Here is a 26,160-nt window from a genome sequence, read left to right as displayed (position 1 = left end):
GGTTGACCGATGTCGCTCAAAGAGAAACTGACCAATTTTTTTGGATTGACTGACGAAGAAGATTACTACGAAGAAACATTTGCCACGGAAGAACCGGCACGCACAGCGTCTAAACAAGCTGTGAACCAAGGAGGAGCTTTTACAGCCCCCAGAGCAACCACGAATACGTATGCATCTGGCCAAGCGGCAACACGTACAACAAGTCAACCACAAAATCAAGCCTATCAATACAGACAGCAACCACAAGCAGCTGTCTATCAACAAGCCTCAGCTGCGGCTGAACGGGTAAGACCGGTGACGAAGACGGAAGAAAAAGTCGTTCCGATGGCACAACAAAGAAGCAATACGAGAGTCAAAGAAACAAAAGCAAAAGAAACACCCGCACAAGCAGCTGGTAAAATAACGATCGTAGAGCCACGCGTCTATTCTGAAGCGATGGGGATTGCCAAGCAGGTCATCAATGGGGATGCTGTACTTGTTAATTTTCATTTAATTGAAGAGTACCAAGCTCGTCGAATAGTTGATTTTTTAACAGGAACAGTGTACGCTGAAGATGGTGATATCAAGCGTGTTGGCGATGAAATTTTTCTTTGCACGCCTAAGGGTATGGAAATTGAAGGCACTGCCCAAACATTAGCAGATACCAATTTTTTTGATATCTAAAGTGAGGAGGAACGCCAATTTTATTTTTGAGATTCGTTAAATTACTAAGTGATGCTGTTTATCTGTATACCATTTTATTAGTGATCTATGCACTTTTGTCTTGGTTTCCAGGAGGGTATCAATCCGCTTTTGGCCGTTTCTTAGCAAAAGTGTGTGAACCGTATTTGAGTTTATTTGATCGATTGAAATTAAGTTTTGCTGGTATTGATTTTACGATTGCGTTTGCAATTATCGTCTTACAGCTAGCATCACAAGCATTGATATTGATCTTACAATCAATTTTATTTTAACGTAAGGGGTGGTTATCGGTGAACGCAAATGTCTATCAACATTTTCGAAACGATGAACGCCCTTTTATTGATTCCGCTCAAGGATGGATCGAACAAGTGCAAATGCAGTATGCGCCTTACTTAACTGATTTTTTAGATCCGAGACAAGCGTATATTTTAGAAAGCTTGATTCGTCAATCAACGGATTTAAGCTTCCGCTTTTTTGGTGGTTACGAAGCTGCTGAAAGACGACGTTGTTTGATTTATCCCGATTATTATGAGCCCACCACCGATGAGTTTGACATGACTTTGTTTACGATTCAATACCCGAAAAAATTTACGGTGTTGAGTCATGGAAAAGTTTTAGGCACGTTAATGGGGACTGGAGTCAAGAGGGAATACTTTGGAGACATTCTTTCCGATGGTGAAATATGGCAAGTATTCGTTGCTACTGAAGTCAGTCATTTTATCCAACTCCAAGTGGATAAAATCGGAAACATCTCGGTGCGCTTGGAAGAAACAAAATACACCGAGTTGATCGTTCCTAAAGATGGCTGGACCGAGGAAAGAGAAACGGTTAGTTCATTGCGTCTTGATACAGTGATCTCTGCCGTATATAACATCTCACGTCAGCGTTCGAAACAGTTGATCGAATCAGGAAAAGTAAAAGTAAACTGGACAGAAGCACTACGACCAGATTTTGTTCTGGATTTACTGGATATCGTTTCAGTAAGAGGATTTGGTCGGATTCAAATACAGGGGTTAGAAGGAACCACGAAAAAAGAAAAAGTTAGATTGTTATTAGGTGTATTACGTAAATAAATCAAAGAGGTGTATAGAATATGGCATTAACTCCATTAGACATTCAAAATAAAAACTTTTCAGTAAAAATGAGAGGATACAACCAAGACGAAGTCGATGACTTTTTGGATATGATCGTCCGCGATTATGAAGAAGCGGTTCAACGCAATCGCGAGTTAGAGAAATCATTGAAACACGCCGAAGAAAAACTAGAGTATTTCAATGAACTGAAAGACGCTTTGAACCAATCCATCATCGTGGCTCAAGATACCGCGGATAAAGTAAAAACAAGCGCAAGCAAAGAATCAGAAGTGATCGTTACGTCTGCCCAAAACCGTGCGGATGAAATGGTTGCTACTGCAGAAAAACATGCCCATGCCTTGATGACCTCAGCGGAAGAAAAAGCCAAAGAGATTTTAACGGATGCAACAGACAATGCCCGTCAATTGGCAACAGAAACAAATGACTTGAAGAAGAAAACCAGAGTCTTCCACAACAACTTATTGGTTATGTTACAAACCCAATTAGAACAAGTGAAGAGCCCAGAGTGGGAAGAGATTTTGGCGCCATTTTCAAGCTACGTGCAAGATTCCCATCAAGTAATCAGAGAAGTTTTATCAAAAGAACTTGACAGTGAAAATGGTTCTGGAGTAAACTCAGAAGCAGTGGACACATTTGATGTGGACGTTGTTGAAGCAGATGAAAAAATCGTTGATGTAAGCGAAAGCCCTGAAGTGAAAACATTAGATGATGCGAGAAACTTATTAGACGAATTGAACAAAACAGATAACAACTAAGACACAGAACAGAAAAATTTCTTATATTTTTCAAGCGAGTTTGGGAGAGTGGAAGCCAAATAAAACCCTGTAAGAAATCAGATCATCTGTGAGTTGCGTTCTTTAAAGAGCCGATTATCCAAAGACTCAAGTAGAGAACGACGCCTGATCCCGTTACCGATCATCAAAGAATTGTCTAACGACAATAAAAATTTGGGTGGTACCACGAACACGTTCGTCCCTTGCCAGGGACGGACGTGTTTTTTGCTGTGAATCACTATGATTGGCTTGCGAGGCAAGACAGAATAGATGATGAACAGTACTAGGCGACCATAAGGAGCGTAGTAACCCTACTAGGAATCACTATGATTGGCTTGCGAGGCAAGACAGAATAGATGATGAACAGTACTAGGCGACCATAAGGAGCGTAGTAACCCTACTAGGAATCACTATGATTGGCTTGCGAAGCAAGACAGAATAGATGATGAACAGTACTAGGCGACCATAGGGAGCGTAGTAACCAAACGAGGAATCACTAGGATTGATTTTTAAAATCAGTGAGACCTAAACACAAGGAAGTCATGGCAACCAATCCATTTTGATACGTTCAATAGAAGCAATTGATTGGTCGAGTCAATGGATTTAGAAATTATACGGAAACGTAGTGAGACGAAAAGGAGCGAAACAAGAATGAAAATGAAAGAAACACTGCATCTTGGAAAAACCGCTTTTCCAATGCGAGGCAACTTGCCGAACCGCGAAGTGGATTGGCAAAAAGAATGGGAAGAAAATCGATTGTATCAACGCCGTCAAGAATTAAATGAAGGCAAGCCAACCTTTGTCTTACACGATGGTCCTCCTTATGCAAATGGGAACATCCATATCGGACACTCATTGAACAAAATCAGTAAAGACATTATCGTACGTTCCAAATCAATGTCAGGTTTCCGTTCCCCTTATGTACCTGGTTGGGATACCCATGGTTTGCCGATCGAGCAAGTGTTGACAAATAAAGGAATCAAGCGCAAAGAAATGAGCTTGGCAGAATACCGCAAAAAATGTGAAGAATATGCTTTGACACAAGTGGATACACAAAGAGCTGACTTCAAACGTTTAGGGGTTTCTGGTGACTGGGAGCACCCATACATCACACTGACGCCCGATTATGAAGCTGCAGAAATTCGCGTTTTCGGAAAAATGGCAGAAAAAGGCTATATCTACAAAGGATTAAAACCAATCTACTGGTCACCATCTAGTGAATCATCACTAGCAGAAGCCGAGATCGAATACAAAGATGTGAAATCACCATCGATCTATGTTGCTTTCCCAGTCGCAGATGGCAAAGATTTGCTTGATTCAGATACATCTTTTGTTATCTGGACGACGACGCCATGGACCTTGCCAGCGAATCTAGGAATCTCTGTGAATCCAACCTTTGCCTATGTTCAAATCTTGGCTGATGGTCGTAAATTTGTCGTGGCAAAAGATTTATTAGAAACCGTGACGAATGAGATTGGTTGGGAATCTGTCGAAGTATTGCAAGAATTTGCAGGCGATCAATTAGAAAAAATGACGGCGCAACATCCTTTCTATGACCGTACGTCTCTGTTGATGTTAGGGGATCATGTGACATTGGATGCCGGTACTGGTTTGGTCCACACTGCACCAGGACACGGGGAAGATGACTACATCGTCAGCAAAAAATATGGGCTGGATGTCTTATCACCAGTCGATAGCCGTGGGGTCTTCACAGAAGAAGCACCAGGATTTGAAGGGGTTTTTTATGACAAAGCTAATCCAATGATCACTGAGCTTTTAGAAGAAAAAGGGGCGCTATTAAAACTAAACTTCTTTACTCACAGCTATCCACATGATTGGCGGACGAAAAAACCAGTCATCTATCGGGCAACGCCACAATGGTTTGCTTCAATTGATAAGTTCCGTCAAAACATTTTGGATGAGATCGAAAAAGTAGATTGGATCATTCCATGGGGCAAAACCCGTTTATACAATATGATTCGCGATCGCGGCGACTGGGTGATCTCTCGTCAACGTGCGTGGGGTGTACCATTGCCAATTTTTTATGCAGAAAACGGCGAAGCCATCATCACGCCTGAAACGATCGAGCATGTGGCAAACTTGTTTGCTGAACATGGTTCAACGATTTGGTTTGAAAAAGAAGCCGAAGAATTGCTGCCGGCTGGCTTCACGCATCCAGGCTCACCAAACGGTAAATTCTCGAAAGAAACTGACATCATGGATGTTTGGTTTGATTCAGGTTCTTCTCACGAAGCCGTGTTACGTCAACGTCCAGAATTGACGTTCCCAGCTGACATGTACTTGGAAGGTTCAGATCAATATCGCGGGTGGTTCAACTCAAGTATCACAACTAGTGTGGCGATCAATGAAGTCGCACCATACAAAGCCGTCTTGTCTCAAGGCTTCACCTTAGATGGCGAAGGCCGTAAGATGAGTAAATCTCTTGGAAATACCATTGCACCAGAAAAAGTGATCAACCAAATGGGTGCGGATATTTTGCGCCTTTGGGTCAGCAGTGTTGACTACGAAGCGGATGTTCGAGTGTCTATGGATATCTTGAATCAAGTATCAGAAGTCTATCGGAAAATTCGCAATACCATGCGTTTCTTATTAGCTAACACGAATGATTTTGATCCAGCAAAAGACAGCGTACCATTTGAAAACTTGCGTTCTGTTGATAAATACATGATGGTTCGTTTGAATCAAACGATCAAAACGATCCGAGAAGATGGTTATGAAAAATACAACTTCTTGCATATTTACCGAACAGTCATCAACTTCTTGACAGTCGATATGTCATCCTTCTATTTGGATTTTGCGAAAGATGTCGTTTATATCGAAGCTGAAAATGATTTCCAACGTCGCGCCATGCAAACCGTCTTTTATCAAACAGCGGTTGCGTTGACGAAATTACTAACGCCGATCATTCCGCATACGGCAGAAGAAATCTGGTCACATTTGAAAGAAGAAGAGGAATATGTCCAATTAGCGGAGTTCCCTGGCTATGATACATTTGCTAACCAAGAAGAGCTGCTTGATTTATGGCGTGCTTTCCTTGATTTCCGTGACAATGTCTTAAAAGCATTGGAAGAAGCGCGTAATGCAAAGCTGATCGGGAAATCGTTTGAAGCAAAAGTGACTGTCTATCCAACCGAACCGGTTGCGGCATTACTAAAAGCCATTGATTCAGATATCGCTCAGTTGCTGATCATTTCACCGGACTTCTTAACGATCAAAGAAGCAGGTGAAGCAGCACCAGAAGCGGCCTATCAGTTCGAAGACGTGGCGATCTTAGTGGAAAAAGCCGAAGGTGAAGTCTGCGAACGTTGTCGTCAAGTCCGTGTGGATGTCGGTGTAGAAGAGCAGCTACCAACACTTTGCGGCCATTGCGCAGCCATTGTCAAAGAAAACTATCCTGAAGCGGTTGCAGAAGGCTTTGAAAAATAAAAAAACGGAAAAAGATGATCCTATTGTGGGTCATCTTTTTTTTGAAATCAATTAAGCTTGTTCCTTGAAAATGGGACATAAGCAGCTGTTTGTGACATCCAAATGAGAAAATCCGCGTTAATTGATAACGATTCTCATTTGTTTGCAATAATTTTACGATAGTTTATTGTATAATAAAAAAACCTTATTAGACGAAGATTCCTGCCTGTGATTTACAAGTAACTACTTGTTCAATGGATCTAAGTAACCCTTGAAGGAAGAAAGCAACGAGATCGGATCAAGTAAAAAAAACTTGCCAGATAGAAAATCAGGTTGTAAACTGTTAAAAATCGGAATATTCAGAAAATTGAAAGAAAGTGTGATTCCATGAGTGATTTAGAGATGATGAAAACAACGAACCAAACGATGTACGATGCCGCTTTTGAAAAAGATGCTTGTGGGATGGGGTTCATTGCTCAGAAAAATGGTCATTATTCCCGAGAGCTCGTCCAAAATGCCTTAACGATGTTAGAACGGATGAATCATCGAGGGGGAACTGGCGCTGAACCTGACACGGGGGACGGAGCAGGAATCTTGATGGCGATGCCAGATCCTTTTTTTCAGCAGCGGGCAAAAGAGGCAGGAATCCCATTGCCTGAAAAAGACGCCTATGCTGTTGGGATGTTTTTTTTACCGAAAGAAAAGCTCCGAGCAGCACAGGTCCAAGAAGAAGTAACTAAAGACATTCAACAAATGGGTTTTACGGTTTTATGGCAGCGCGACGTTCCATATGATTATTATCAGTGTGGGCCGGGGGCGCAAAAAGTCATGCCATCTTTTGTGCAAGTCTTTATTGAAAAGCCTGTCGATGTAGCTGCTGGCCGTCCCTTTGAAGATCAGCTTTATCGGCTACGGCGTAAACTGGAAAAAACATATCATACCGATGAGCTGTCTATCTGCAGCTTGTCCAGTAAGACAGTTGTTTATAAAGGGATGCTGCATGCCTATCAAGTTGGCTTGTTTTTCAAAGATCTTCAAAGCCCAGAAATGACTTCGAGTATTGCTTTGACTCATTCTCGTTTTTCAACGAATACCTTTCCAAGCTGGAGTCGGGCGCAACCTTTTCGTTTCTTAGCCCATAATGGCGAAATCAACACGTTACGCGGGGCGGAAAATTGGATGCATGGACATCAGATCGAAGTCTACGATGACGAAAACTCCGATTCTGCGAAGCTGGAAAATTGTATGGAATACTTGTATCGTCAAGGTCGAGACATTCCCCAAGCACTGCTGATGATGGTGCCAGAAGCGTGGTCTAAAGAAGCTGGCTTGACGCCAGAACTGACGGCTTTTAATGAATACAATGCAAGCTTTATGGCTCCTTGGGATGGACCAGCAGCTTTATGCTTTACCGATGGGGAGATGGTGGGAGCTGCCCTTGATCGTAATGGATTGCGACCATCTCGCTACTCAATCACGAAAGCTGGTTTTGTTGTCGTGGCCTCTGAGTCAGGAGTGGTGGATCTGCCAGCGTCAGAAGTGATTGAAAAAGGGGTGCTTGGACCAGCAAATATGTTTTTGGTGGATACCCAAAAAGGGATGATCTTACGAAATCAAGAAATCAAAGCGCATTATGCGAATGCTCATCCTTACCAGGAGTGGCTAGCGGAACACCTATTGACACCAGAGCTGCTTCCTGGGACTGAGAAGCAGGAAGAAACAGCAGATGATGCGATTCAGACCCTTTGGAAACGAAATGGCTACACGGATGAGATCATACGCACGTTGATTTTACCAATGGCTCAAACGGGAGAAGAACCAGTGATCTCCATGGGGTTTGATTCACCCTTAGCAATTTTGAGCGAACGTCCCCAATCCTTGTTTACGTACTTCAAGCAACAATTCGCCCAAGTGACCAATCCACCCATTGATGCGATTCGCGAAAAATTAGTAATCGGTACCGAGCTGTTTTTAGGTCGAGATGGGGATGTTTCAAAGGACATCCGAATCAATTGTAATAAGCTGAAGATTGCTAGTCCTGTGTTAAAAACGAGTGAATATGAAAAGATCAAACAGTTAAATCAAAATGGTCAAAAAGCGGTTTTACAGTCGATTCTTTATGATTATGTACCAGAAAACGGGGTAGCTTTGCAACAAGCGTTAGAAGCGCTTTTTAAAGAAACGGAGCAAAAAATCGATGCTGGGGCAACGATCGTCATTTTAAGTGATCGGGAAGTCATCCAAGCGCAAGAAGGAAAAGTGGCGATTCCGATTCTCTTGGCGGTATCAGGCCTGCACAATTATTTGGTGCGAAAAGGCAAACGTTCCTTGGCATCGATCGTTGCGGATACAGCGGAAGTCTGTGAGGTCCATCATTATGCCATGTTAGTCGGCTACGGAGCAAGTGGGGTCCATCCTTATGGGGCTTACCAGACATTGGCGCATTTTGAGCTTTCAGAGAAGATCGAAAGTTACCGCAAGGCATGTGAAAAGGGCATTGTCAAAATCATGTCACGAATGGGAATCTCAACGATCGCCGGTTACCACGGGGCACAATTGTTTGAAGCGGTTGGCATCTCTGAGAAAGTCATCGCTGAATATTTTACCGGCACGGTTACCCGTATCGGTGGTCTCTCGTTAGCGCAAATCGAGCAAGAATATCTGACGCGTTATGAGGCCGCATATGGTGAAAAACGAATGGATTATCTTGATTCTGGCGGTAGTTTCCAGTACAAAGCCGATGGGGAGCATCATTTGTTCAATCCAAAAACGATCTATGGGTTCCAAAAAGCCGTTCACACAGGAAGTTATGAGCTTTATAAAGAATATGCGGCGGAAATGAATCAAGAGGCATTGGACAATCCAACGACGTTACGGTCTATGTGGACCTTTGCGAACACAAGACGCAGTATTCCGTTAGCTGAGGTGGAGCCTGTCGAAACGATCGTCAAACGATTTAAAGTCGGGGCGATGTCCTATGGCTCACTAAGTGAAGAAGCGCATCGCTGTATTGCTGAAGGAATGAATGCGATCGGGGCAAAATCCAACAGTGGAGAAGGTGGCGAAAACCGAAATCGTTTCAAACCAGTGGAGGGCATTAATTATAATAGTCGTATCAAACAAGTAGCTTCTGGCCGTTTTGGTGTCAACGCCGAATATTTAATGAGTGCAGATGAACTCCAGATCAAAATGGCGCAAGGGGCGAAACCTGGAGAAGGCGGCCAATTACCAGGCAATAAAGTCTTCCCGTGGGTCGCCGAGATTCGAGGGTCTACGCCTGGTGTTCGATTGATTTCACCGCCACCACATCACGACATTTATTCGATTGAAGATCTAGCCCAGCTGATCTATGACTTAAAAGCCATCAATCCGTATGCACGGATCAATGTCAAATTGGTTTCTAGTACGGGCGTGGGTACGATCGCTACCGGTGTCGTCAAAGCTGGCGCAGACGTAGTCGTGATCTCAGGCTATGACGGTGGGACTGGTGCTTCTCCGAGAAATTCGATCCGTGATGCCGGCTTGCCTTGGGAGATGGGGCTTGCAGAAGCCCATCAAACGTTAGCTATGAATCATTTGCGGCAGCGAATGACCTTAGAGACAGATGGAAAATTGATGACGGGTCGGGACATCGCCATTGCTGCTCTTTTAGGAGCAGAAGAATATAGCTTTGCCTCTTTAGCGCTAGTTGCGATTGGTTGTGTCATGATGCGGGTATGCAGTATCAATACATGTCCTGTTGGCATTGCTACACAGAACCCAGCGTTGCGAAAATTTTTTGCTGGAAAACCTGAGCACATCATCAACACGATGTACTTTTTAGCAGAAGATCTACGGGAAACGATGGCTGAGTTAGGCTTTCGTACCATCGATGAGATGGTAGGACATGCGGAATTGTTGACACCACGCTTCGTTGCTAAAGGCAAAGCAAAATCATTAGACTTTTCGAAAATGATTGGGACGACGATCCCAATCGAACGCAAAGTGACCGATCCATTCCTTGAGAAACGTCAATGGCCAGAATTAGATGCTTTTGCACAAGCTGCTATCGAAAACAATCAAGAAATCGTGACGAATCATACGATCAATAATGTTCAACGCTCAGTCGGCGCGCGTTTAGGAGGCTGGATCGCGGAACGTTTTGGCAATTATGAAGTTACGCCAGGTCTGTTACAGTTTACGTATCGAGGTATTGCTGGACAAAGCTTTGGGGCTTTTGCCACCCAGGGCATCCAGTTGAAACTGATCGGTGAGGCCAACGATTATGTAGCCAAAGGGTTGAGCGGTGCCCGCTTGATCATTGTGCCACCTGAAGATGCCTCTTATGACGCAGAGCATTCACCAATTGTTGGTAATGTAGCGTGCTTCGGGGCAAATCGAGGCGAAGGCTATTTCCGAGGCATTGCTGGCGAACGCTTTTGTGTTCGTAACAGTGGAGCCAATGTCGTTGTCGAAGGTGTTGGCGATCATGGCTGTGAGTACATGACTGGCGGTGTCGTGGTGATATTAGGAAAAACCGGCCGCAACTTCGGTGCTGGAATGTCCGGTGGCGTGGCGTATGTTTACGACCCCGATCAAACCTTTGCCGATAAATGCAATCGGGAAATGGTCGATTTATATCGGATTGGCGAAAGCGGCGATGACCACCAACTAAAAGAGATGATCCAGCAGCATTTCGCCTATACAGATTCATTGAAGGCGGCTGAGATCCTAGAAGATTGGGAAAATCAGCAGCACCATTTCATCAAAGTCTATCCGACAGAATACCATCAGATGATCCAAGCGACGGAGACCTTGGCGGACCAAGGGTTTGTCGGAGATGAACTTGTGACGAAAGCCTTCGAAGCTGTCGTCGGTCCACAATTGACCATCCCAGGAAAGGAGCGTGACTAATATGGCAGATCCATTTGGTTTTTTAAAGTACCCAAGAGTAGAAAATCCTACCCGACCAGTGGCAGAACGAATCGAAGACTGGCAAGAATTACAGACGCCATTGCCTGAAAATGAGCGTCAAGAGCAAGCAGCACGCTGTATGAACTGCGGGATTCCTTTTTGTCATACCGGTTCTTTTTACGGGGGGCAACGAGCGGTTTCAGGTTGTCCCAATGACAACCTGATTCCTGAATGGAATGACTTGGTTTATCAAGGGCGTTTCCAAGCCGCTTTTGAGCGTCTTGCCAAAACCAACCCATTACCTGAAATGACTGGTCGTGTTTGTCCAGCTCCTTGTGAAAAAGGCTGTACCGAAGCACTGAATGGCTCAGGTGTCACGATCCACGACAATGAACGCTTTATTATCGATACTGCTTTTGAAAATGATTGGGTCAAAGCCTCGGGATTGCCTCAAGAAGCGACTGGGTTCAAAGTTGCCATCGTCGGCAGCGGACCAGCTGGTTTATCCGCTGCATGGCGCTTGAATCAACTAGGGCATCAAGTGACGGTCTATGAACGCAGTGATCGCTTTGGCGGTTTACTGATGTACGGTATTCCAAATATGAAATTAGATAAAGACGTCGTTCAGCGACGGATTGACTTGATGGCAGAGCTAGGCGTGACCTTTGTCGCTAATACGGAGATCGGTCGTGACTTGTCAGCAGAAGAATTGGCCGTTCAGTATGATCGGGTCATCTTGGCAACAGGAGCTAGTGTTCCTCGTGACTTGAAGATTCCAGGTCGTGAATTGACTGGGGTGCAATTTGCAGTCGATTATCTGACGGAAGCAACCAAAGATGTGTTAAAGCATGGCAAAGCGGCAACAAGTAAAAAACTTGCTGGCAAACATGTTATCGTGATTGGTGGCGGCGACACTGGAAATGACTGTATTGGTTCAGCGATTCGGCAAGGAGCCGCCTCTGTGCGTCAATTGGAGATCACGCCCCAACTGCCATTGACACGGACCGACAGCAATCCTTGGCCAGAATACCCAATGACAGCTCGCACAGGATATGGGCAAGAAGAAGCGGCTGAAGTGCTACAAACACAAGTGACGTATCATGGAGTGTCCACAACGGCCTTTATCGGCGCCGAACGCGGCCAGTTGATCGCCATCGAAACGGTCTCAGTAGATCAACAGTTTCAGCCGATCCCTGGCACAGAGCAAGTGATCAAGGCGGATTTGGTCTTGCTGGCAATGGGCTTTGTTGGTGCAGAGACCCAACTCTTCGATGCCTTTGGTGTGCGAGAAGTGTACGATGATTACACGACGAACAATGAACGAGTGTTAGTCGCAGGAGATGCCAAACGAGGACCGAGTTTAGTCATCTGGGCGATTCGTGAAGGACGCTTAGCGGCAGAAAAAGTCGATCAAGCGTTACGATCGTTGGTGTATCAATAAGCAATCAATAAAAAACAACCTGAGCAGCTATTCCTCCTTCTGAATTAGAAGGGGAGCAGCGAAATGCTCAGGTTGTTTGCCTGTTAAGCGGTTGGTTCAGATGGATGGGGCTTTGACAGCTGTTCATTTTTTTCCATTGCTGCCTTCGGTAGGCGAATCGAAAAGACGATGGTTTCATCACGGCTTTCCGCCCAAATCTTTCCACCTAATGCTTCAACGATTTCTTTGGCGATCGGCAAACCAAGACCCGTCCCACCCGTCGCTGTTGCTCGGGAAGCATCCATGCGGTAGAAAGGCTCAAAAATCAAGCCGATCTTTTCAGCTGGGATCGTTTTTCCTTGATTGGTCAAACGAATCAGGATATCATCAGACTCGCTGATGGCTAATCGCAAAGGGGAGTTAGGATAGCTATAATTGATGGCATTGCGGATCAAGTTATCAAAAACGCGTTCCATTTTCTCCGTATCAACGGTCGCAAAGACTTTTTTCTGTAGCTGAAGTTGCCAATGGAGGTTTTTTTCTTCTAACAGCGGCAAAAATTCAAACGTCAATTGTTCCAGCATCAAGCTCAGATCCGTGGTTTCAGTTTGCAGGGCGATCGTTGTAAGATTAAAGCGGGTGATTTCGAAAAATTCGCTGATCAATAGTTCCAGCCGTTGGGCTTTTTGCAAGGCGATCTTCGTATAGCGTGCGCGTAGTTCGGTAGAAAGCTGCGGTTCCTCTTCTAAAAGCGTCAAATAGCCGATCACACTGGTCAAAGGCGTTCGTAAATCATGTGCGAGATAGACGATCAAATCATTTTTTCGTTGTTCCGCTTCTTTGGCGGCTCGTTGATCCTGTAAGTTTTTCTCCCGCAACTGGTTCATTTCTTCTTGCACATCAATCATATTGCTGGAAAGAACGATTCGCTTCGTGGGTTCGGCAATCAGTTGGTTTGTGGCTTGGATCGTTTCATTCAAATAACTGATAGCTTTACTCATATAATAAATCGTTGTGCTCACCCAAATCAGTAAGGCCCCGATGGCTAAGCAAAGAAGCCAATAGTCAGCAAAAAGACGTAAAATTTGATAAATGGGTTCATAGCCATACCAGACCCTCATTCCAGCAACGAAGCGTACTGCGAAAGGAATGATGATCAAGATCGCCATCAAGATGCCCGTGGTGATAAAGTATTGGGTCAAGAGCTTGCGGATCAATGGACTTCTATTTTTCAATGATATAGCCGACCCCCCATACGGTTTTGATTAATTTCGGTTTGCGGGGTTGTTCGTTCAGTTTTTCCCGCAAACGGGCGATATGTGCCATCACTGTGTTATTGTTGTCTAAATACTTTTCTTTCCAAACTGCTTCAAAAAGGGTTTCCGAGGCAACGACCGATCCTTGGTGTTCAAATAAGTAAAGCAAGATTTTAAATTCGATGGGGGTCAAGAAAACCTCTTTGCCATAAAGAAAACATTGGTGGCTGTTGATTTTCAACAGTAAGCCTTCCTTTTCGTATTCTTCAATCTTCTGGGGATTCGCTGACTGGTTGTAACGCTGGTATCGCCGCAGCTGCGTTTTGACCCGAGCAACGACTTCTAAAGGATTGAAGGGCTTGGTCACATAATCATCTGCCCCAAGGCTTAGACCGGTGATTTTATCCAAGTCTTCCCCTTTTGCCGTGAGCATCAGTACTGGGAAAAAGTGGGTCTTACGAATTTGCTGCAACAGCTGGAAGCCGTCGATATCCGGCAGCATCACATCTAAAACCGCCACGTCGACCGTTTCTTTTTCAAGATAGGCCAAAGCGCTCGTTCCATCATAAAAAGGTTCTACTTGGAAGCCTTCATTCCTTAGAAACGTCGTGACTAACTCCGCGATTTCTTTTTCATCATCAACAACAATTATTTTTTCTGCCATCCTTGATTCACTCCAACTATTATCTACAATCATTTTTCATTTACACTACCATTTACTCTACACCCATCATACCGTAATCGGTAAGCGAATGCATTCGTTTTCTACTTTGAACTAGAGGTGATGCGGGAACCTAGGCGGCTGATCAATTCATTGGTAATGGTTTGTGCTTGATCAGCCGTAGTCGTCCAATCGCTGATTACTTCGAGCGAACTTTCGACCGCCAGTTCTGGATAGTCCGTTAAATCGATCAAGAGCATATCCATACAAACCAACCCAATCTGCGGGAGTAAAGCACCTTGATAAGAAAGTTGGAACCCTTGGTTTGATAGGGCACGTGGAACCCCGTCGCAGTAGCCGATGCTAACGATCCCGATGGTGGCTGGTCGATCAAAAACAGTGCCTAATCCATAGCCGATCGCTTCACCAGCGGCAACTGTTTTTTTGTCTACCAGTAAGGCTTTGAGTGTCAAAATCGGTTGTACGTTTATCTTCTGCTTCGTTGGTTCGTTCGGGACGCTCAATGAACCAGTTAGAAGAATACCTGGGCGTACATAATCATAGTGTTTCTCTGGGTAATTCAATATTCCGTAGCTGCTTTGCAGATGTGTCAGCCCATAGGCGATATTTCTAGCGGATAAGCCAGCCAACAGATCATCAAAACAAGTGATTTGGGCTTGTGTCCGCAAGATACTTGCCGTATCCAGCTGATCTGAAGAGCCTAGATGGGAAAAAATGCCTGTGATCTTGAGAGATGGCAAGGCGTAAAGTCCAGTAACTGTCTCAAGATCAGGTGCAACGCCTAAGCGGTGCATACCAGTATCTACCGCTAAATGGCATTCGATCGGAATGCTTGTTTGGGCTAAAGCATGCCCATGGGCCTCGCTAACGATGGTTTGAATCAAGGAATATTGTTTCAGCTCTTTGGCACGTTGGGCAGAAGTGTACCCTAAAATCAGTAAGCGACTTTTGATGCCAGCTCGCCGTAATTCAATGGCTTCTTCAAGGGTAGCAACGGCAAAGAAATCGACGCCGGCTCTTTCTAGGATACTGGCGACCGTCTTCGCATCACAACCATAAGCATCCGCTTTAACCACCGCCATCACTTTTGTTGTTGCTGGGATCAATCGCTTGATTTCCTGCAAGTTGTGCAACAAAGCGGGGGCGGAAAATTCTTTGGCTGCTCGCTGCAAGTGAAGCGGCGTTTTTTTCGAAAACGGGAACAGCTTTTGCAAAGCAAAGAGACCTTGCACCACCCCAATGGTCAGTCCTAAGACCACGAAGAAATTGATCAGATTGTTTTGCAGCAAGGGCAGCTTTTGACTAAGAAAATGGGTCACTGCAATGGTATAAGGATGGAGCAAATAGAGCCAAACGGACAGTCGACCCGCTTGTTTCCAGATTATGGGTGCTTGCCATTGCTGGATGATCGGAAATAAAAACAACAGGACGAAGGGCAAAAAAACATACATGCTGTCATGTTTCGGCGTGGTAAAGTGATGCAAAAGGTAACTTTCCAAAAGCAAGCAAATCAGACTGATCAGCAGATAACTATAGCGATGGGGAGAAACTGGTTTCTTGGAAAATCTTCTGGCTAGTACCCCTAAGATCAAAAACAAAGGAGCAAAAAAAATGCCGTTGCGAGTTCCATCCAATAGTTGGAAAATCAGTGAATAGAGTGGCGTAATGGGTGTTTGTGCAGCCAGGCCAGACCAACTGTCCCCACCTAAACCAACCACATACAAACCGACAGCAATGAAAAACACTTGCTTGAAAGAAAGCCGTGTCAAGAGGCCCATCACTAGTAGACTGCCGGTAATGATCGCAGGAAAATACCAAAGATGGTAAAGAATGCCAGTGACCAACAATGTTTGGATAAAGGTGCCCAGCGGCATGTTCAACCCAAGCATGCCGCTGTACCAAGCAAGCGGCAAAAAGAGCAGTGTGGCTATGAGGTAGACTTGCAGCTGCTTTTTAATAAACTGCCAGACACGCTGTCTGGCAGGATAGCTGTTTTGGGTGGCTAAGTCGCTGAACACGTAATATCCGCTGATCATAAAAAAGAAGGGAACGGCAATTCTGAAGAACGTCAACGTGATCAGGATATCGCCGTCAGGCCATAAGCGGTGAAGAGGCAGACAGTGGATCGCCACCACCATCATCGCCAAAATCACCCGGAATTGCTCGATTCCTTGATTCTTCTTCATGCGAACTGCCTCGCAGTTTGTTCAAGGTATTGATGGTATTCTTCCAAGGTCCACTGTTGACTGGCGATGATTTGACTATGAGGCAGACCGACATAACGAAAATGCCATGGTTCATAGCCAATCCCTGTAATTTCCTGTTTGTCTGCGGGATAGCGTAAAATAAACCCATAGTTCATCATTTCCTGGGTAAATAAATCAGCGGCTGCGCTGTCACGAAATCGTGGGCAGATCAAATCATCCTGGCTGCCCTTTAAACCAACATCGATCGCTAAGCCTAACTGATGTTCACTGCAACCGGGCAACGCCACAAATTGTTTCGTATAGGCTAGCCCATTTTCTTTCAAGGAATATTCCCATAAATACCGTTGCTGCTTTTCGGTTCGGTAGCCATCTAACAAGCAGATCTCGTCTTCAAGCTTTAAGGCTTTGACGAGCCGTTTCCATTGTTTGGCTGCTTCTGGCTGCAAGTAAACCTCGTCTTCGCTGAAGGCAGCAAGGACTAAATGAGGGGGTTCTTGGTTTTTTTCTAACGGAAATTCTTTGCTAACTAACTGTAGATAGGGATTCATGTGACTTCCTCCTTTGCTAAGACAAGCAGTTTTTGTAGTAGTTCTTGATAGGATAAGCCGACCGCTGCCATCATGGCAGGATAGCGGGAGTGACTCGTAAAGCCCGGCATAGTATTGATTTCATTCAAGTATAGTTCTCCTTGATCCGTGACAAAAAAGTCGATGCGAGCAAGACCTTTAAGACCAAGACTACGATAGAGCAGCTGAGCTTGTTCTTTGACCTTGGTTTCAATCGTTTCAGGCAATGGCGCAGGGACGGTGATTTTGGCGCTGATTAGCTGGTACTTTTCTTCAAAATCGAAAAAGCCGTCTACTAATGAAATGGCGTCACAAGCACCGACAGTCAAAGAGTCGTTGCCCAGAATACCGCAACCGATCTCAACACCGGCAATTTTTTTTTGTAGGAGCACTGCGGAACAATAAGTAAAGGCTTCTTTTAAGGCAGAAGCGATTTCTTCAACGCAGGTGACTTTAGTGATCCCTTTTGAGGAGCCCGCTTCATTAGGCTTAAAGAAAACTGGAAAGCCATGGGTCTGGATAAAAGCTTCGATTTGTTCTTGCTGGTTGGCTTGATTTGTCAAGAGAATCGTAGGAGCACTTTGTACGCCAATGGCTGCTGCAGCTTGATGCAGCAGCCATTTGTTCATACATAAGGCAGAACTTGCCACCCCGCAGCCTACATAAGGCAGCTTCATCAATTCAAACAATCCTTGGATACTGCCATCTTCCCCGTATTTGCCATGCATAATGGGAAATAAAACATCAGGTACCAACGTTTGCTGCTCTTCACTTAGCCAAAAGCCGTTTCCTTCGAATAGCGGCTGTATTTTCTGTTTCTGTTTCGTATCCAACAACCACGTGTCTTGTCGGATGTTTTCCAGTTCTCCTGTATACAAGTACCAATCCATAGCATCTGGGGCGATCCCGATCAAAGAGAGGTCGTAGTCATAGGGAGATGATTGGAGTGCTTCGATTGCGCTAGTTGCTGAAGCTAAAGAAACGGTGTATTCCGGTGAATTGCCTCCAAAAATAATGGCGATTTTTTTCATGTTTTTCTTCCTTCCGCTTTTCGATTCTTACTACATTCAGTCTATCAAGGAAAGAAAAAAGAAATTTGCGGGCTTACTGGTATCTTTCTTTTCTTTTTGTGATGAAATTCTGACGAATTTATGACAAAAGGAAAGCGACAGCTGCCGCTCCTTTTACATCAGAAAGAAACTAGCCTTTGATGTAGAAAAAGCTGCCATAAGATGGAGTGGAAAAAATAGTGAAAAAAGAGCACTCTGAAGGAAAGGGGGAGGCAATAGCAGGAACGGTGACACAAAAAAAGCACGCAAAAGCATGCTTTTTCTTTTTGATGAGGGCTTTTCGATTATTATACGATTCGCTTATTGTGCGTAATGCGCACGAGGACCACCAATATATTTGGGCCGTGATCCCAGAGCTGTGACATGGGCAGCGCCGAGGGACTTGATAGAGGGACGGATCGGGATTTGAACATGTTTGACATGCATGCCGATTGCTGTGTCGCCAATATCGATGCCAGCTTTTGCTACTATGTGCTCCACTTCAATAGGCTCATCGAACAGCTGGAAAGCGGCAACTGAGCAAGCACCGCCTGCATGCAACTGGGGCACTACTGCGACTTCTTCTAATTGATATAGTCGAGCCGTTTCACGCTCAACAGCTAAAGCCCGATTGAGATGTTCACAGCCTTGAACGGCTAAATGAATATTTTTGGGACGCAAGATCGCTCGTAGTGTTTCAACGATAACCATGCCTACTTCTTGACTGGAATTTTTGCCAATCAAGCCGCCTACGACTTCACTTGTTGAACAACCAAGGACAAAAAGATCATTTTCACCAACATTCGCTGTCGTAATGACTTCTTCAACGATCGTAGTTAAATCCGTTTTTAATTGATTGATATCTGTCATAAGAATCACCTTTCATTTAAAGAAAACTTTTTCGTGCGGCGTAAGGCATGCGTCAGGGGTAAAGCAACGATGCTGCCAAAGACCGTTTGGATCAAATTACTTGGGATCGAGGCGATCCCAGCGCCTAAACCGAATAGCAAAACCGTTGCTGCTGCATAGCCGGCGATCATGATTAAACTGCCGACAATGACGGCTGCTAGTGGCCGATGGCTCATTCTACCTACGATCCAGCCTTGCACACCATGGATCACGATGGAAAAGAAGGCCCATTCAGGGTAACCTGATAGAAAATCAATGATGCCGCCGCTCATTCCACCGACGAAGGCACCGGCGCTAGGTCCGAACAAAAGGGCCGAGATATAGATCCCTGCTTCACATAAGGTCACAAAGCCCTTCGTTTGCGGAACAGGAATGATAAAGGTCAAAGAAAGTGCACACGTGAGTGCCGTCAGCATAGCGATCGTCGTTAGGTTTCTTACTTTCATAGGTGTTCCTCCTTTTTAAAATAGGCGAGCTGATTGACGTTGCCAGAGGTACCTAAAGGCAAACCGTCTTCAATCCCTGCCCAAACAAATGCTTTTGCGGTTTGGATAGCTGCTTCCAACGAAGCGCCTTTAGCAAGCATTGCGGCAATCGCTGATGAGAGGGTACAGCCAGCACCGTTGGTTGTGGTTCGCGTACTTTTTTCTGCCTCAAAAACGGTAAATTGTCCTTCTTGATACAAAACATCATAGGCTGTTTCCCCAGTTAGTCGACTGCCACCTTTGATCAGAACATTTGGGGCACCAAGCGCATGGATTTTTTTTGCCGCCGTTTTCATCTCTGCTAAAGAGGTAATGCTTTGTCCAGATAAGTGTTGTGCTTCGAGCAGATTAGGTGTCACTAATGCTGTGTAAGGAAACAATGAGATCAATCCTGCTTGATAGGAGTGGTTAAAGGCAGTATCTCCTTCTTTGAAGGCGAGAACGGGATCGAGCACGATCGGTCCGGTAAATGTTTGTAAAAAATCTCGCAGCAATTCAATGATGGCCGTTTGATGAAGCAGCCCGATTTTGATTGCATCTAGGGATACGACCGAGCGCAGTGAATCCAGCTGTGCTTGGATCACAGGCTCAGGGAGATCATGGAACATAAGATCATCCTTGATGGCGACCACACATGTTAATAGGGCATGGCCAAACACCCCGAATTCCTCAAATGTTTTCAAATCAGCCGTCATGCCGCCACCTGCCAAACTGTCGAGACCGGCGATCGATAAGACTTGTTTCATGTCTGCTGCTCCTTTCATTTCTCATTTCTTTCTATTATAAACAGTCGGTAAAAAAGAAAAACGGCCAATTGGATGTTTTTTTCTCATCCAATTGACCATTTGCTTATTTCTCATTTAGTAAATCTCGCTCACGATACCATTCATCGGGACGCCAGATCCATTCAAAGCCATCGGCAGCTAAGAGATCATAGGCTGCTTGGGGGCCCATCGTTCCTGCGGCATAGTTTGGAAAATCAGGTGTTTCTTGGTCCCAAGCGTGACGGATCACATCAACGATGCGCCAAGATTGGGCAACTTCATCCCAGTGGGTAAAGTTAGTGCCATCACCGTTCAAGGCATCTAGAATCAGTTTTTCGTAAGCTTCAGGGGTGTTTTCGACGATTTCAGTACTATTTCGGTAATCGAGCTTCACTGGCAATGTCTCAAACCCTTGACCAATTTCTTTTCCGTTCAAGGAAAGAGAGAAGCCTTCCGTCGGTTGAATGTAAATCGTCAGCACATTCGGTGCCAAACTCTCGATTTGCTTTTGTTCATTCAGGTCTTGCTTAAAGACATTGACTGGGACTTGTTTAAAGACAATGTTGATGCGAGTGCCTTTTTCCGTCAACCGTTTCCCAGTGCGCACATAAAATGGTACGCCGGACCAGCGGAAGTTATCGATCAAAAATTTCCCAGCAACGAAGGTTTCCGTTGCCGATTCTTCATCCACATTGGCTTCTTCACGGTAGCCAACAAATTTCTTGTCTTCTAATTGTCCTTTATCATATTGCCCACGAACGAAGTGTTGTTTCACTTCTTCTTCGGAGTAGATACGGATCGCATTTAAGGCTTTGATTTTTTCTGTCCGTAATTCTTTTTCAGAAAAAGCCACTGGCGGTTCCATGGCTAATAAGGAAAGAATCTGCAGAATATGATTTTGGACCATATCCTTCAAGGCACCGCTCTTATCATAATAGCCGCCGCGTTCTTCTACGCCTAAGTTTTCTGCGATATTGATCTGAACATTGTCAATGTAACGATTGTTCCACATTGACTCAAAAATGTTATTGGCAAAACGAATCGCAGAAATATTTTGGATCATTTCTTTTCCTAAATAGTGATCGATTCGGTAGATTTCTTGTTCCGTAAAGACTTGATTGATCTCTTCATTCAATTCTTTTGCTGAATTATAGTCGCTTCCAAACGGTTTCTCGATGATCACCCGATGGTAGCCGTCAGTATCCAGCATTCCTTGGGATTTCAAGTGAGAAACGATCGTCCCAAAGAAATTAGGGGACATTGCTAAGTAAAAAATCTGATTGCCTTCTAAATGGTATTTCTGATCTAAGGTTTCCGCCAAATCCTTTAATGAATCATAATGGCTCGTATCTGTTACATCATGTGATTGGTAGTAGAAATGAGAAGCGAATGTCTCTGCTTGTTCTTGTGAGTCACTCAACTCTTTGATTGTACCTATCACCACTTCACGATAGTGTTCATCCGACCAAGGACGGCGTGCAGTACCAATGACTGCAAAATCTTCTTTCAAATCGCCTTTTTTGTACAACCGAAACAAAGAAGGATATAGTTTGCGTTGGGCAAGGTCGCCCGTACCGCCAAAAATCGTAAAAAGGACCTTTTTTTCCATCATCTTCACTCCTTACAGTTTATCGACAAAAATCGTGCTGGCGGCTTTGTAGCTGACAGCAATTTCTTTTGTGTCATTTTTGATCGTAATCGGACCCTCGTATGCTGCCGCATCGATGATCTCGTATTCTTCATGAATATTCAATTTGATCGAAACGAGATAATCCAGCAGTTCTCGTTCGTCAAGGACACGGGCGATACGAATCTTGGTTCCTACCGGATAAGAACTCATGGTGTTTTTTTCGCCTTCGTGAATGAGTTCTCCTTGTTCAGGAATCATTCCCCCATGTGGGCAATACCGAGGATGATCAAGGTAGGCTTCTAAGCGGCTCGCCAACGTTTCTGAGGTGACATGTTCTAAAACTTCTGCGTCATCATGAACTTCATTCCATGAATAATGCAGGTGCTCCACAAGAAAGACTTCCCATAAACGATGCTTACGAATGAGGGCACTTGCAGAAGCTAAACCAGTTTCAGTCAACTGTACCCCTTGATAAGGTGAATGTTCCACTAAGCCTTCTTTTAATAATTTTGAAATCATTTCACTTACTGAAGCTGCTGAGACGTCCAGACCTGACACGATTTGTTTGTTATTGATCTTCTTTTGGTCACCACCAAGCTCTAAGATGAGCTTTAAATAATCTTCACGATTTGGTGTCATCGGATCCATCCTCTCTTATCAAAGACTATCAAAGTAGATTTTATCAAAAAAGCCAGCTGATTACTATGAAAAAAGCCGCCGGTTCTCAATATTCTATGTAAAAAGAAGACCGAGGGGAGCTACTCCACCTCAGCCTTTTTTTATTAAGCCCAATCACCATTGCGGAAGACAGGAACTGTGGTGCCATCTTCTTTGATGCCATCGATGGACATTTGGTCAGAGCCGACCATGAAGTCTACGTGGGTTTGGCTGCGGTTTAAACCAGCCGCTGCCAGTTCTTCTTCACTCATCTCAGTGCCGCCTTGTAAGCTGAAGGCATAAGCAGAGCCTAAAGCCAAGTGGTTTGAGGCATTTTCATCAAACAACGTATTGAAGAAGATGATGCCAGATTGTGAGATAGGGGAAGGGTCAGGGACTAAAGCGACTTCACCTAAAGATTTCGCTCCTTCATCGATCGCTAGCAATTTGCCTAACACTTCTTCGCCTTGTTCTGCAGAAAAGTCCACGACTTTACCGTCTTTGAAGGTGAATTTCATGCCAGAAATAATCGTTCCTGCGTAGCTCAATGGTTTCGTACTTGAAATATAGCCATCGATGCGACGATTATCTGGGGCAGTAAAGACTTCTTCTGTCGGCATGTTCGCCATGAATTTTTCATTGCGGGTGTTGTAGCTGCCAGCACCTTCCCACAAGTGATTTTTTGGTAGGCCGATGATCAAATCGGTACCCGGTGCTGTATAGTGTAATGCGCTGAATTGTTCTTTGTTCAATTCTTCTGCCTTGACTTGCAGTGTTTCATCATGTTTTTTCCAAGCAGCAACAGGATCTTCTTCGTAGATACGCGTCGTTTTGAAAATTTGATCCCATAGCTTGTCTTGTGCTTCTTCTGGGGAAGCATCAGGGAACACTTTTTGTGCCCAATCTTGACCTGCAGCAGCAACAACGGTCCAGCTGACTTTGTTGGCTTGTGTTGCTTGACGCAGTTTCATCATCGCCTTACCAGAAGCTGCTTGGAAAGCGGCGACCCGATCTGAGTCAACGCCCGCTAACGCATCGGGATTGGCAGAAACGACACTGATGCGGCTCGCACCTTTTTCGACCCAATCTTCTGTTTGATCAATTTTGTGTTGAGGGATCGTAGACAAACGATCCTCAGCTGCATGCGCAAGAAATTCTTTTTGAACCACATCGTCGGTCCATTGAACGATTACTTCATCAGCGCCTAGCTCATACGCTTTTTTTGTCAATAGTCGAGCTAACGGTGCTTGGTCCACGGCGATTTGGATGACGATGGTGTGCCCTTTTCGGACATTTACACCAACTTCTGTGATCAGTTGGGCATATTTTTCAAGGTTCTGATTAAAGTTTGGTAAAACCATTAAAATTCCTCCATTTATTCTAAAATTATAACTATCTTCATGATAGCACTAAGTATTTTTGAAAACAAACGAAAAAGAGAGCAAAAAAACAGAGGTCTTCAAATTGAAAAACTGGAAACACTAGGGGCAATAATTTTAAAAGTTTTTTTGCAAACTTAAAAAAACATGATACAATAAGTAAAAGGTATTTCTGAAAGCGATGTATAGCAGAATTAAGGAGATTAAAAAATTATGGCAAGAAAGAAAACTATTACTAGAGACCAGATTTTAAAAGCTGCCTATGAAGTTGTCGCAACCGAAGGATTTACACGTTTTACCGCACGCAATATCGCAGCGAAGATGAAATGTTCAACGCAACCGATCTACTTAGAATTTAAAAATATGGATGACTTAAAAAATGCATTGATCAATCAGATTTACGACTACTTAGCGACAGAAGTTTTTCCAGTTGAAAGACGGGGAGATGTCATCGTTGACTTAACGTTAAATTATATTGGCTTTGCAAATAAAGAAAAACGATTATACCGAGCGCTATACTTAGAAGAGCATGGTGGTGGGGATTCCATGCAGCAGTTTTCATTTGACCTTTTTGTGAAATCAGTAAAAAAAGAACCAAAGTATCAAGATCTATCGGACGTGAAATTACAGTCCTTGCATACTGGTGTCTGGATCGTCGCTACTGGCTTAGCGGCATTGATGTCTTCGGGGATCATTCATCCCACAGAAGATCAGATTGCTAAGCTGATGACGGAAACCACCGATAATATTTTAGCAAGAGAAACACCCATCGATATCAGTTATCATTAAGCAAACAAGAAAACCTCCGACAGAATCAAGTGATTTTGTCAGAGGTTTTCTTGTTTTATTCTGCAAATGCTTCCGCTAGCTTTTTGGCAAAGGCTTCTAAGTTTTGAATATCGTCTTCTTCCGCAGCCAAGTCGACCTTGACGCTATCTGCCCCTTTTGTTGCACCTATCTTACTAAAGACGGCTTCAAAGTCATCGACGGACTTACAAAAGTCATCATAAAACGTATCGCCAGAGCCGCAGACCCCAAAGATTTTGCCACTTAAATCAAGTTCTTGCAAATCTTCGTAAAAATCGACGATCTCATCAGGCAATTCACCGTCACCGTATGTATAGGTTGCGACGATACAGATATCGGCGTCTTCAAACTCATCGGCATCCACTTGGGTACACTCATTCATTTCAACTTCCATGTCAAGATTTTCAAGGGCTTCAGAAACGATATCTGCAATTTCTTCCGTATTCCCCGTCATACTCGCATAGACGATTTTTGCTAAAGCCATGGGCTTTTTCCTCCAATCTCATTCCTATTCTCAAGGAAAACTCTCTTACAGATTATAGCAAATGCACGAAAGATTGAAAACAAAACTTGAAAAACTCTTTACAATGTCTGTGAATTTTGTAAAATAAGGGATTTCTATGGTAAAATAAGAGGAATTTAATTAAGGGAGACGAGAACATGATTACATTAAAATCTGCCAGAGAAATAGACCGCATGGCCGAATCCGGCGCGCTGTTAGCAGATGTCCACAAACAATTACGCAGCTTCATCAAACCTGGTATCACCAGTTGGGATATCGAAGTGTTTGTCAGAGATTATATTGAAAGCCATGGCGGAATTGCCGCCCAAATTGGTTTTGAAGATTACAAATATGCCACTTGCTGCAGTATCAACGATGAGATTTGTCACGGGTTCCCCCGAAAAAAACCATTGAAAGATGGCGATCTGATCAAAGTTGATATGTGTATTGATTTAAAAGGCGCCATTTCTGATTCTTGCTGGAGTTATGTGGTAGGAAACTCGACGCCTGAGATCGATCGTTTAATGGAAGTAACCAAAAAAGCGTTGTATCTAGGAATCGAACAAGCCCAAGTTGGCAACCGAATCGGTGACATCGGTCATGCCATTCAAACCTATGCGGAAAAAGAAGGCTACGGTGTCGTGCGCGATTTCGTTGGACACGGCATTGGTCCAACGATCCATGAAAGTCCGATGATTCCTCACTACGGAGAAGCCGGCAAAGGGTTACGTTTAAAAGAAGGAATGGTTATTACCATCGAACCTATGATCAATACAGGGACGTGGAAAATGAAAATGGATCCTAACGGCTGGACCGCCTATACTCTAGATGGTGGCTTAAGTTGCCAATACGAACATAGTTTGGCGATCACCAAAGAAGGGCCACGCATTTTGACTTCTCAAGGAGAAGAAGGAACCTACTAAATTTTGGCGGTAGGAGACTTCTGATTGTTACGTATGACAAAGAAAAAAAAGGCAGAT

Annotated in this window: 21 protein-coding genes; 9 read left to right on the top strand and 12 right to left on the bottom strand. The window is 44.2% G+C overall.

What is annotated here, in order from left to right:
• The first annotated feature begins 9 nt into the window (after positions 1–9).
• The 7 genes from IGI73_RS11660 (at position 10) to IGI73_RS11630 (ending at position 12,308) form a co-directional block, all read left to right on the top strand.
• Positions 10–663, top strand: a complete 654-nt coding sequence (locus IGI73_RS11660; RefSeq protein WP_010749764.1) for a cell division protein SepF — start codon at positions 10–12, stop codon at positions 661–663.
• A 26-nt stretch (positions 664–689) separates the two neighbouring features.
• Positions 690–953 (top strand): YggT family protein, encoded by a 264-nt coding sequence (locus IGI73_RS11655; RefSeq protein ID WP_005228822.1) that lies wholly within the window; start codon positions 690–692, stop codon positions 951–953.
• An 18-nt stretch (positions 954–971) separates the two neighbouring features.
• Complete coding sequence (locus IGI73_RS11650; protein ID WP_438759227.1) at positions 972–1,754, top strand: RNA-binding protein; 783 nt, start codon at positions 972–974, stop codon at positions 1,752–1,754.
• A gap of 20 nt (positions 1,755–1,774) precedes the next feature.
• Entirely contained in the window at positions 1,775–2,530 is a 756-nt protein-coding gene (locus IGI73_RS11645; protein ID WP_428206571.1) for a DivIVA domain-containing protein, read from the top strand.
• Between the two features lie 669 nt (positions 2,531–3,199).
• Complete coding sequence (ileS, locus tag IGI73_RS11640) at positions 3,200–5,995, top strand: isoleucine--tRNA ligase (protein ID WP_201690126.1); 2,796 nt, start codon at positions 3,200–3,202, stop codon at positions 5,993–5,995.
• A gap of 366 nt (positions 5,996–6,361) precedes the next feature.
• On the top strand, positions 6,362–10,867 hold the full coding sequence (gene gltB / locus IGI73_RS11635) for a glutamate synthase large subunit (RefSeq protein WP_428206570.1): 4,506 nt from the start codon (positions 6,362–6,364) through the stop codon (positions 10,865–10,867).
• A gap of 1 nt (position 10,868) precedes the next feature.
• On the top strand, positions 10,869–12,308 hold the full coding sequence (locus IGI73_RS11630; protein ID WP_159160850.1) for a glutamate synthase subunit beta: 1,440 nt from the start codon (positions 10,869–10,871) through the stop codon (positions 12,306–12,308).
• An 83-nt stretch (positions 12,309–12,391) separates the two neighbouring features.
• Here IGI73_RS11630 and vanS read toward each other — a convergent pair whose 3' ends face one another.
• The 11 genes from vanS to IGI73_RS11575 form a co-directional block, all read right to left on the bottom strand.
• A complete protein-coding gene (gene vanS, locus IGI73_RS11625) occupies positions 12,392–13,522 on the bottom strand; it encodes a vancomycin resistance histidine kinase VanS (RefSeq protein ID WP_015510159.1) in 1,131 nt (376 codons plus the stop codon).
• Positions 13,512–14,207 (bottom strand): vancomycin resistance response regulator transcription factor VanR-C, encoded by a 696-nt coding sequence (vanR-C, locus tag IGI73_RS11620; protein WP_005228837.1) that lies wholly within the window; start codon positions 14,205–14,207, stop codon positions 13,512–13,514. The genes vanS and vanR-C overlap by 11 nt, the downstream gene beginning before the upstream one ends.
• A 101-nt stretch (positions 14,208–14,308) precedes the next feature.
• Positions 14,309–16,411: a membrane-bound serine racemase VanT gene (vanT, locus tag IGI73_RS11615; RefSeq protein ID WP_438759225.1), complete on the bottom strand. Its 2,103-nt coding sequence runs from the start codon at positions 16,409–16,411 to the stop codon at positions 14,309–14,311.
• Positions 16,408–16,980, bottom strand: a complete 573-nt coding sequence (locus tag IGI73_RS11610) for a D-Ala-D-Ala dipeptidase/D-Ala-D-Ala carboxypeptidase VanXY-C (protein ID WP_010749757.1) — start codon at positions 16,978–16,980, stop codon at positions 16,408–16,410. The genes vanT and IGI73_RS11610 overlap by 4 nt, the downstream gene beginning before the upstream one ends.
• The gene (gene vanC, locus IGI73_RS11605) at positions 16,977–18,029 is read right to left on the bottom strand and encodes a D-alanine--D-serine ligase VanC (protein ID WP_428206568.1); all 1,053 of its coding nucleotides are present in this window, start codon (positions 18,027–18,029) and stop codon (positions 16,977–16,979) included. The genes IGI73_RS11610 and vanC overlap by 4 nt, the downstream gene beginning before the upstream one ends.
• A 339-nt stretch (positions 18,030–18,368) precedes the next feature.
• Positions 18,369–18,917 (bottom strand): TIGR01440 family protein, encoded by a 549-nt coding sequence (locus tag IGI73_RS11600; protein WP_015510154.1) that lies wholly within the window; start codon positions 18,915–18,917, stop codon positions 18,369–18,371.
• 5 nt (positions 18,918–18,922) lie between these two features.
• Positions 18,923–19,402 carry an ECF transporter S component gene (locus IGI73_RS11595; RefSeq protein ID WP_015510153.1) on the bottom strand — a complete coding sequence of 160 codons (480 nt, stop codon included), beginning with the start codon at positions 19,400–19,402 and terminating at the stop codon, positions 18,923–18,925.
• The gene (locus tag IGI73_RS11590) at positions 19,399–20,187 is read right to left on the bottom strand and encodes a bifunctional hydroxymethylpyrimidine kinase/phosphomethylpyrimidine kinase (RefSeq protein WP_284591015.1); all 789 of its coding nucleotides are present in this window, start codon (positions 20,185–20,187) and stop codon (positions 19,399–19,401) included. The genes IGI73_RS11595 and IGI73_RS11590 overlap by 4 nt, the downstream gene beginning before the upstream one ends.
• A 103-nt stretch (positions 20,188–20,290) precedes the next feature.
• Complete coding sequence (gene zwf / locus IGI73_RS11585; protein ID WP_015510151.1) at positions 20,291–21,817, bottom strand: glucose-6-phosphate dehydrogenase; 1,527 nt, start codon at positions 21,815–21,817, stop codon at positions 20,291–20,293.
• Between the two features lie 9 nt (positions 21,818–21,826).
• Entirely contained in the window at positions 21,827–22,474 is a 648-nt protein-coding gene (locus tag IGI73_RS11580) for a metal-dependent transcriptional regulator (RefSeq protein WP_015510150.1), read from the bottom strand.
• 143 nt (positions 22,475–22,617) lie between these two features.
• Positions 22,618–23,853, bottom strand: a complete 1,236-nt coding sequence (locus tag IGI73_RS11575; protein ID WP_428206567.1) for an aminopeptidase — start codon at positions 23,851–23,853, stop codon at positions 22,618–22,620.
• Positions 23,854–24,084: 231 nt separating this feature from the next.
• Between IGI73_RS11575 and IGI73_RS11570 the strand changes: the two genes are divergently transcribed.
• A complete protein-coding gene (locus IGI73_RS11570) occupies positions 24,085–24,660 on the top strand; it encodes a TetR/AcrR family transcriptional regulator (RefSeq protein ID WP_005228861.1) in 576 nt (191 codons plus the stop codon).
• A 55-nt stretch (positions 24,661–24,715) separates the two neighbouring features.
• Here the strand turns inward: IGI73_RS11570 and IGI73_RS11565 are convergent, their stop codons facing one another.
• Positions 24,716–25,162, bottom strand: a complete 447-nt coding sequence (locus IGI73_RS11565; RefSeq protein ID WP_428206566.1) for a flavodoxin — start codon at positions 25,160–25,162, stop codon at positions 24,716–24,718.
• A 176-nt stretch (positions 25,163–25,338) separates the two neighbouring features.
• Between IGI73_RS11565 and map the strand changes: the two genes are divergently transcribed.
• Complete coding sequence (gene map, locus IGI73_RS11560; RefSeq protein WP_005228863.1) at positions 25,339–26,103, top strand: type I methionyl aminopeptidase; 765 nt, start codon at positions 25,339–25,341, stop codon at positions 26,101–26,103.
• The last annotated feature ends 57 nt before the right edge of the window (positions 26,104–26,160 follow it).

The sequence above is a fragment of the Enterococcus sp. DIV0755f genome (assembly GCF_051713725.1).
Classification (GTDB): Bacteria; Bacillota; Bacilli; order Lactobacillales; family Enterococcaceae; genus Enterococcus_D; species Enterococcus_D casseliflavus.
The sequence above is the reverse complement of the archived record's forward strand: the minus strand, read 5'-3'. Positions and strand labels throughout refer to the sequence as shown.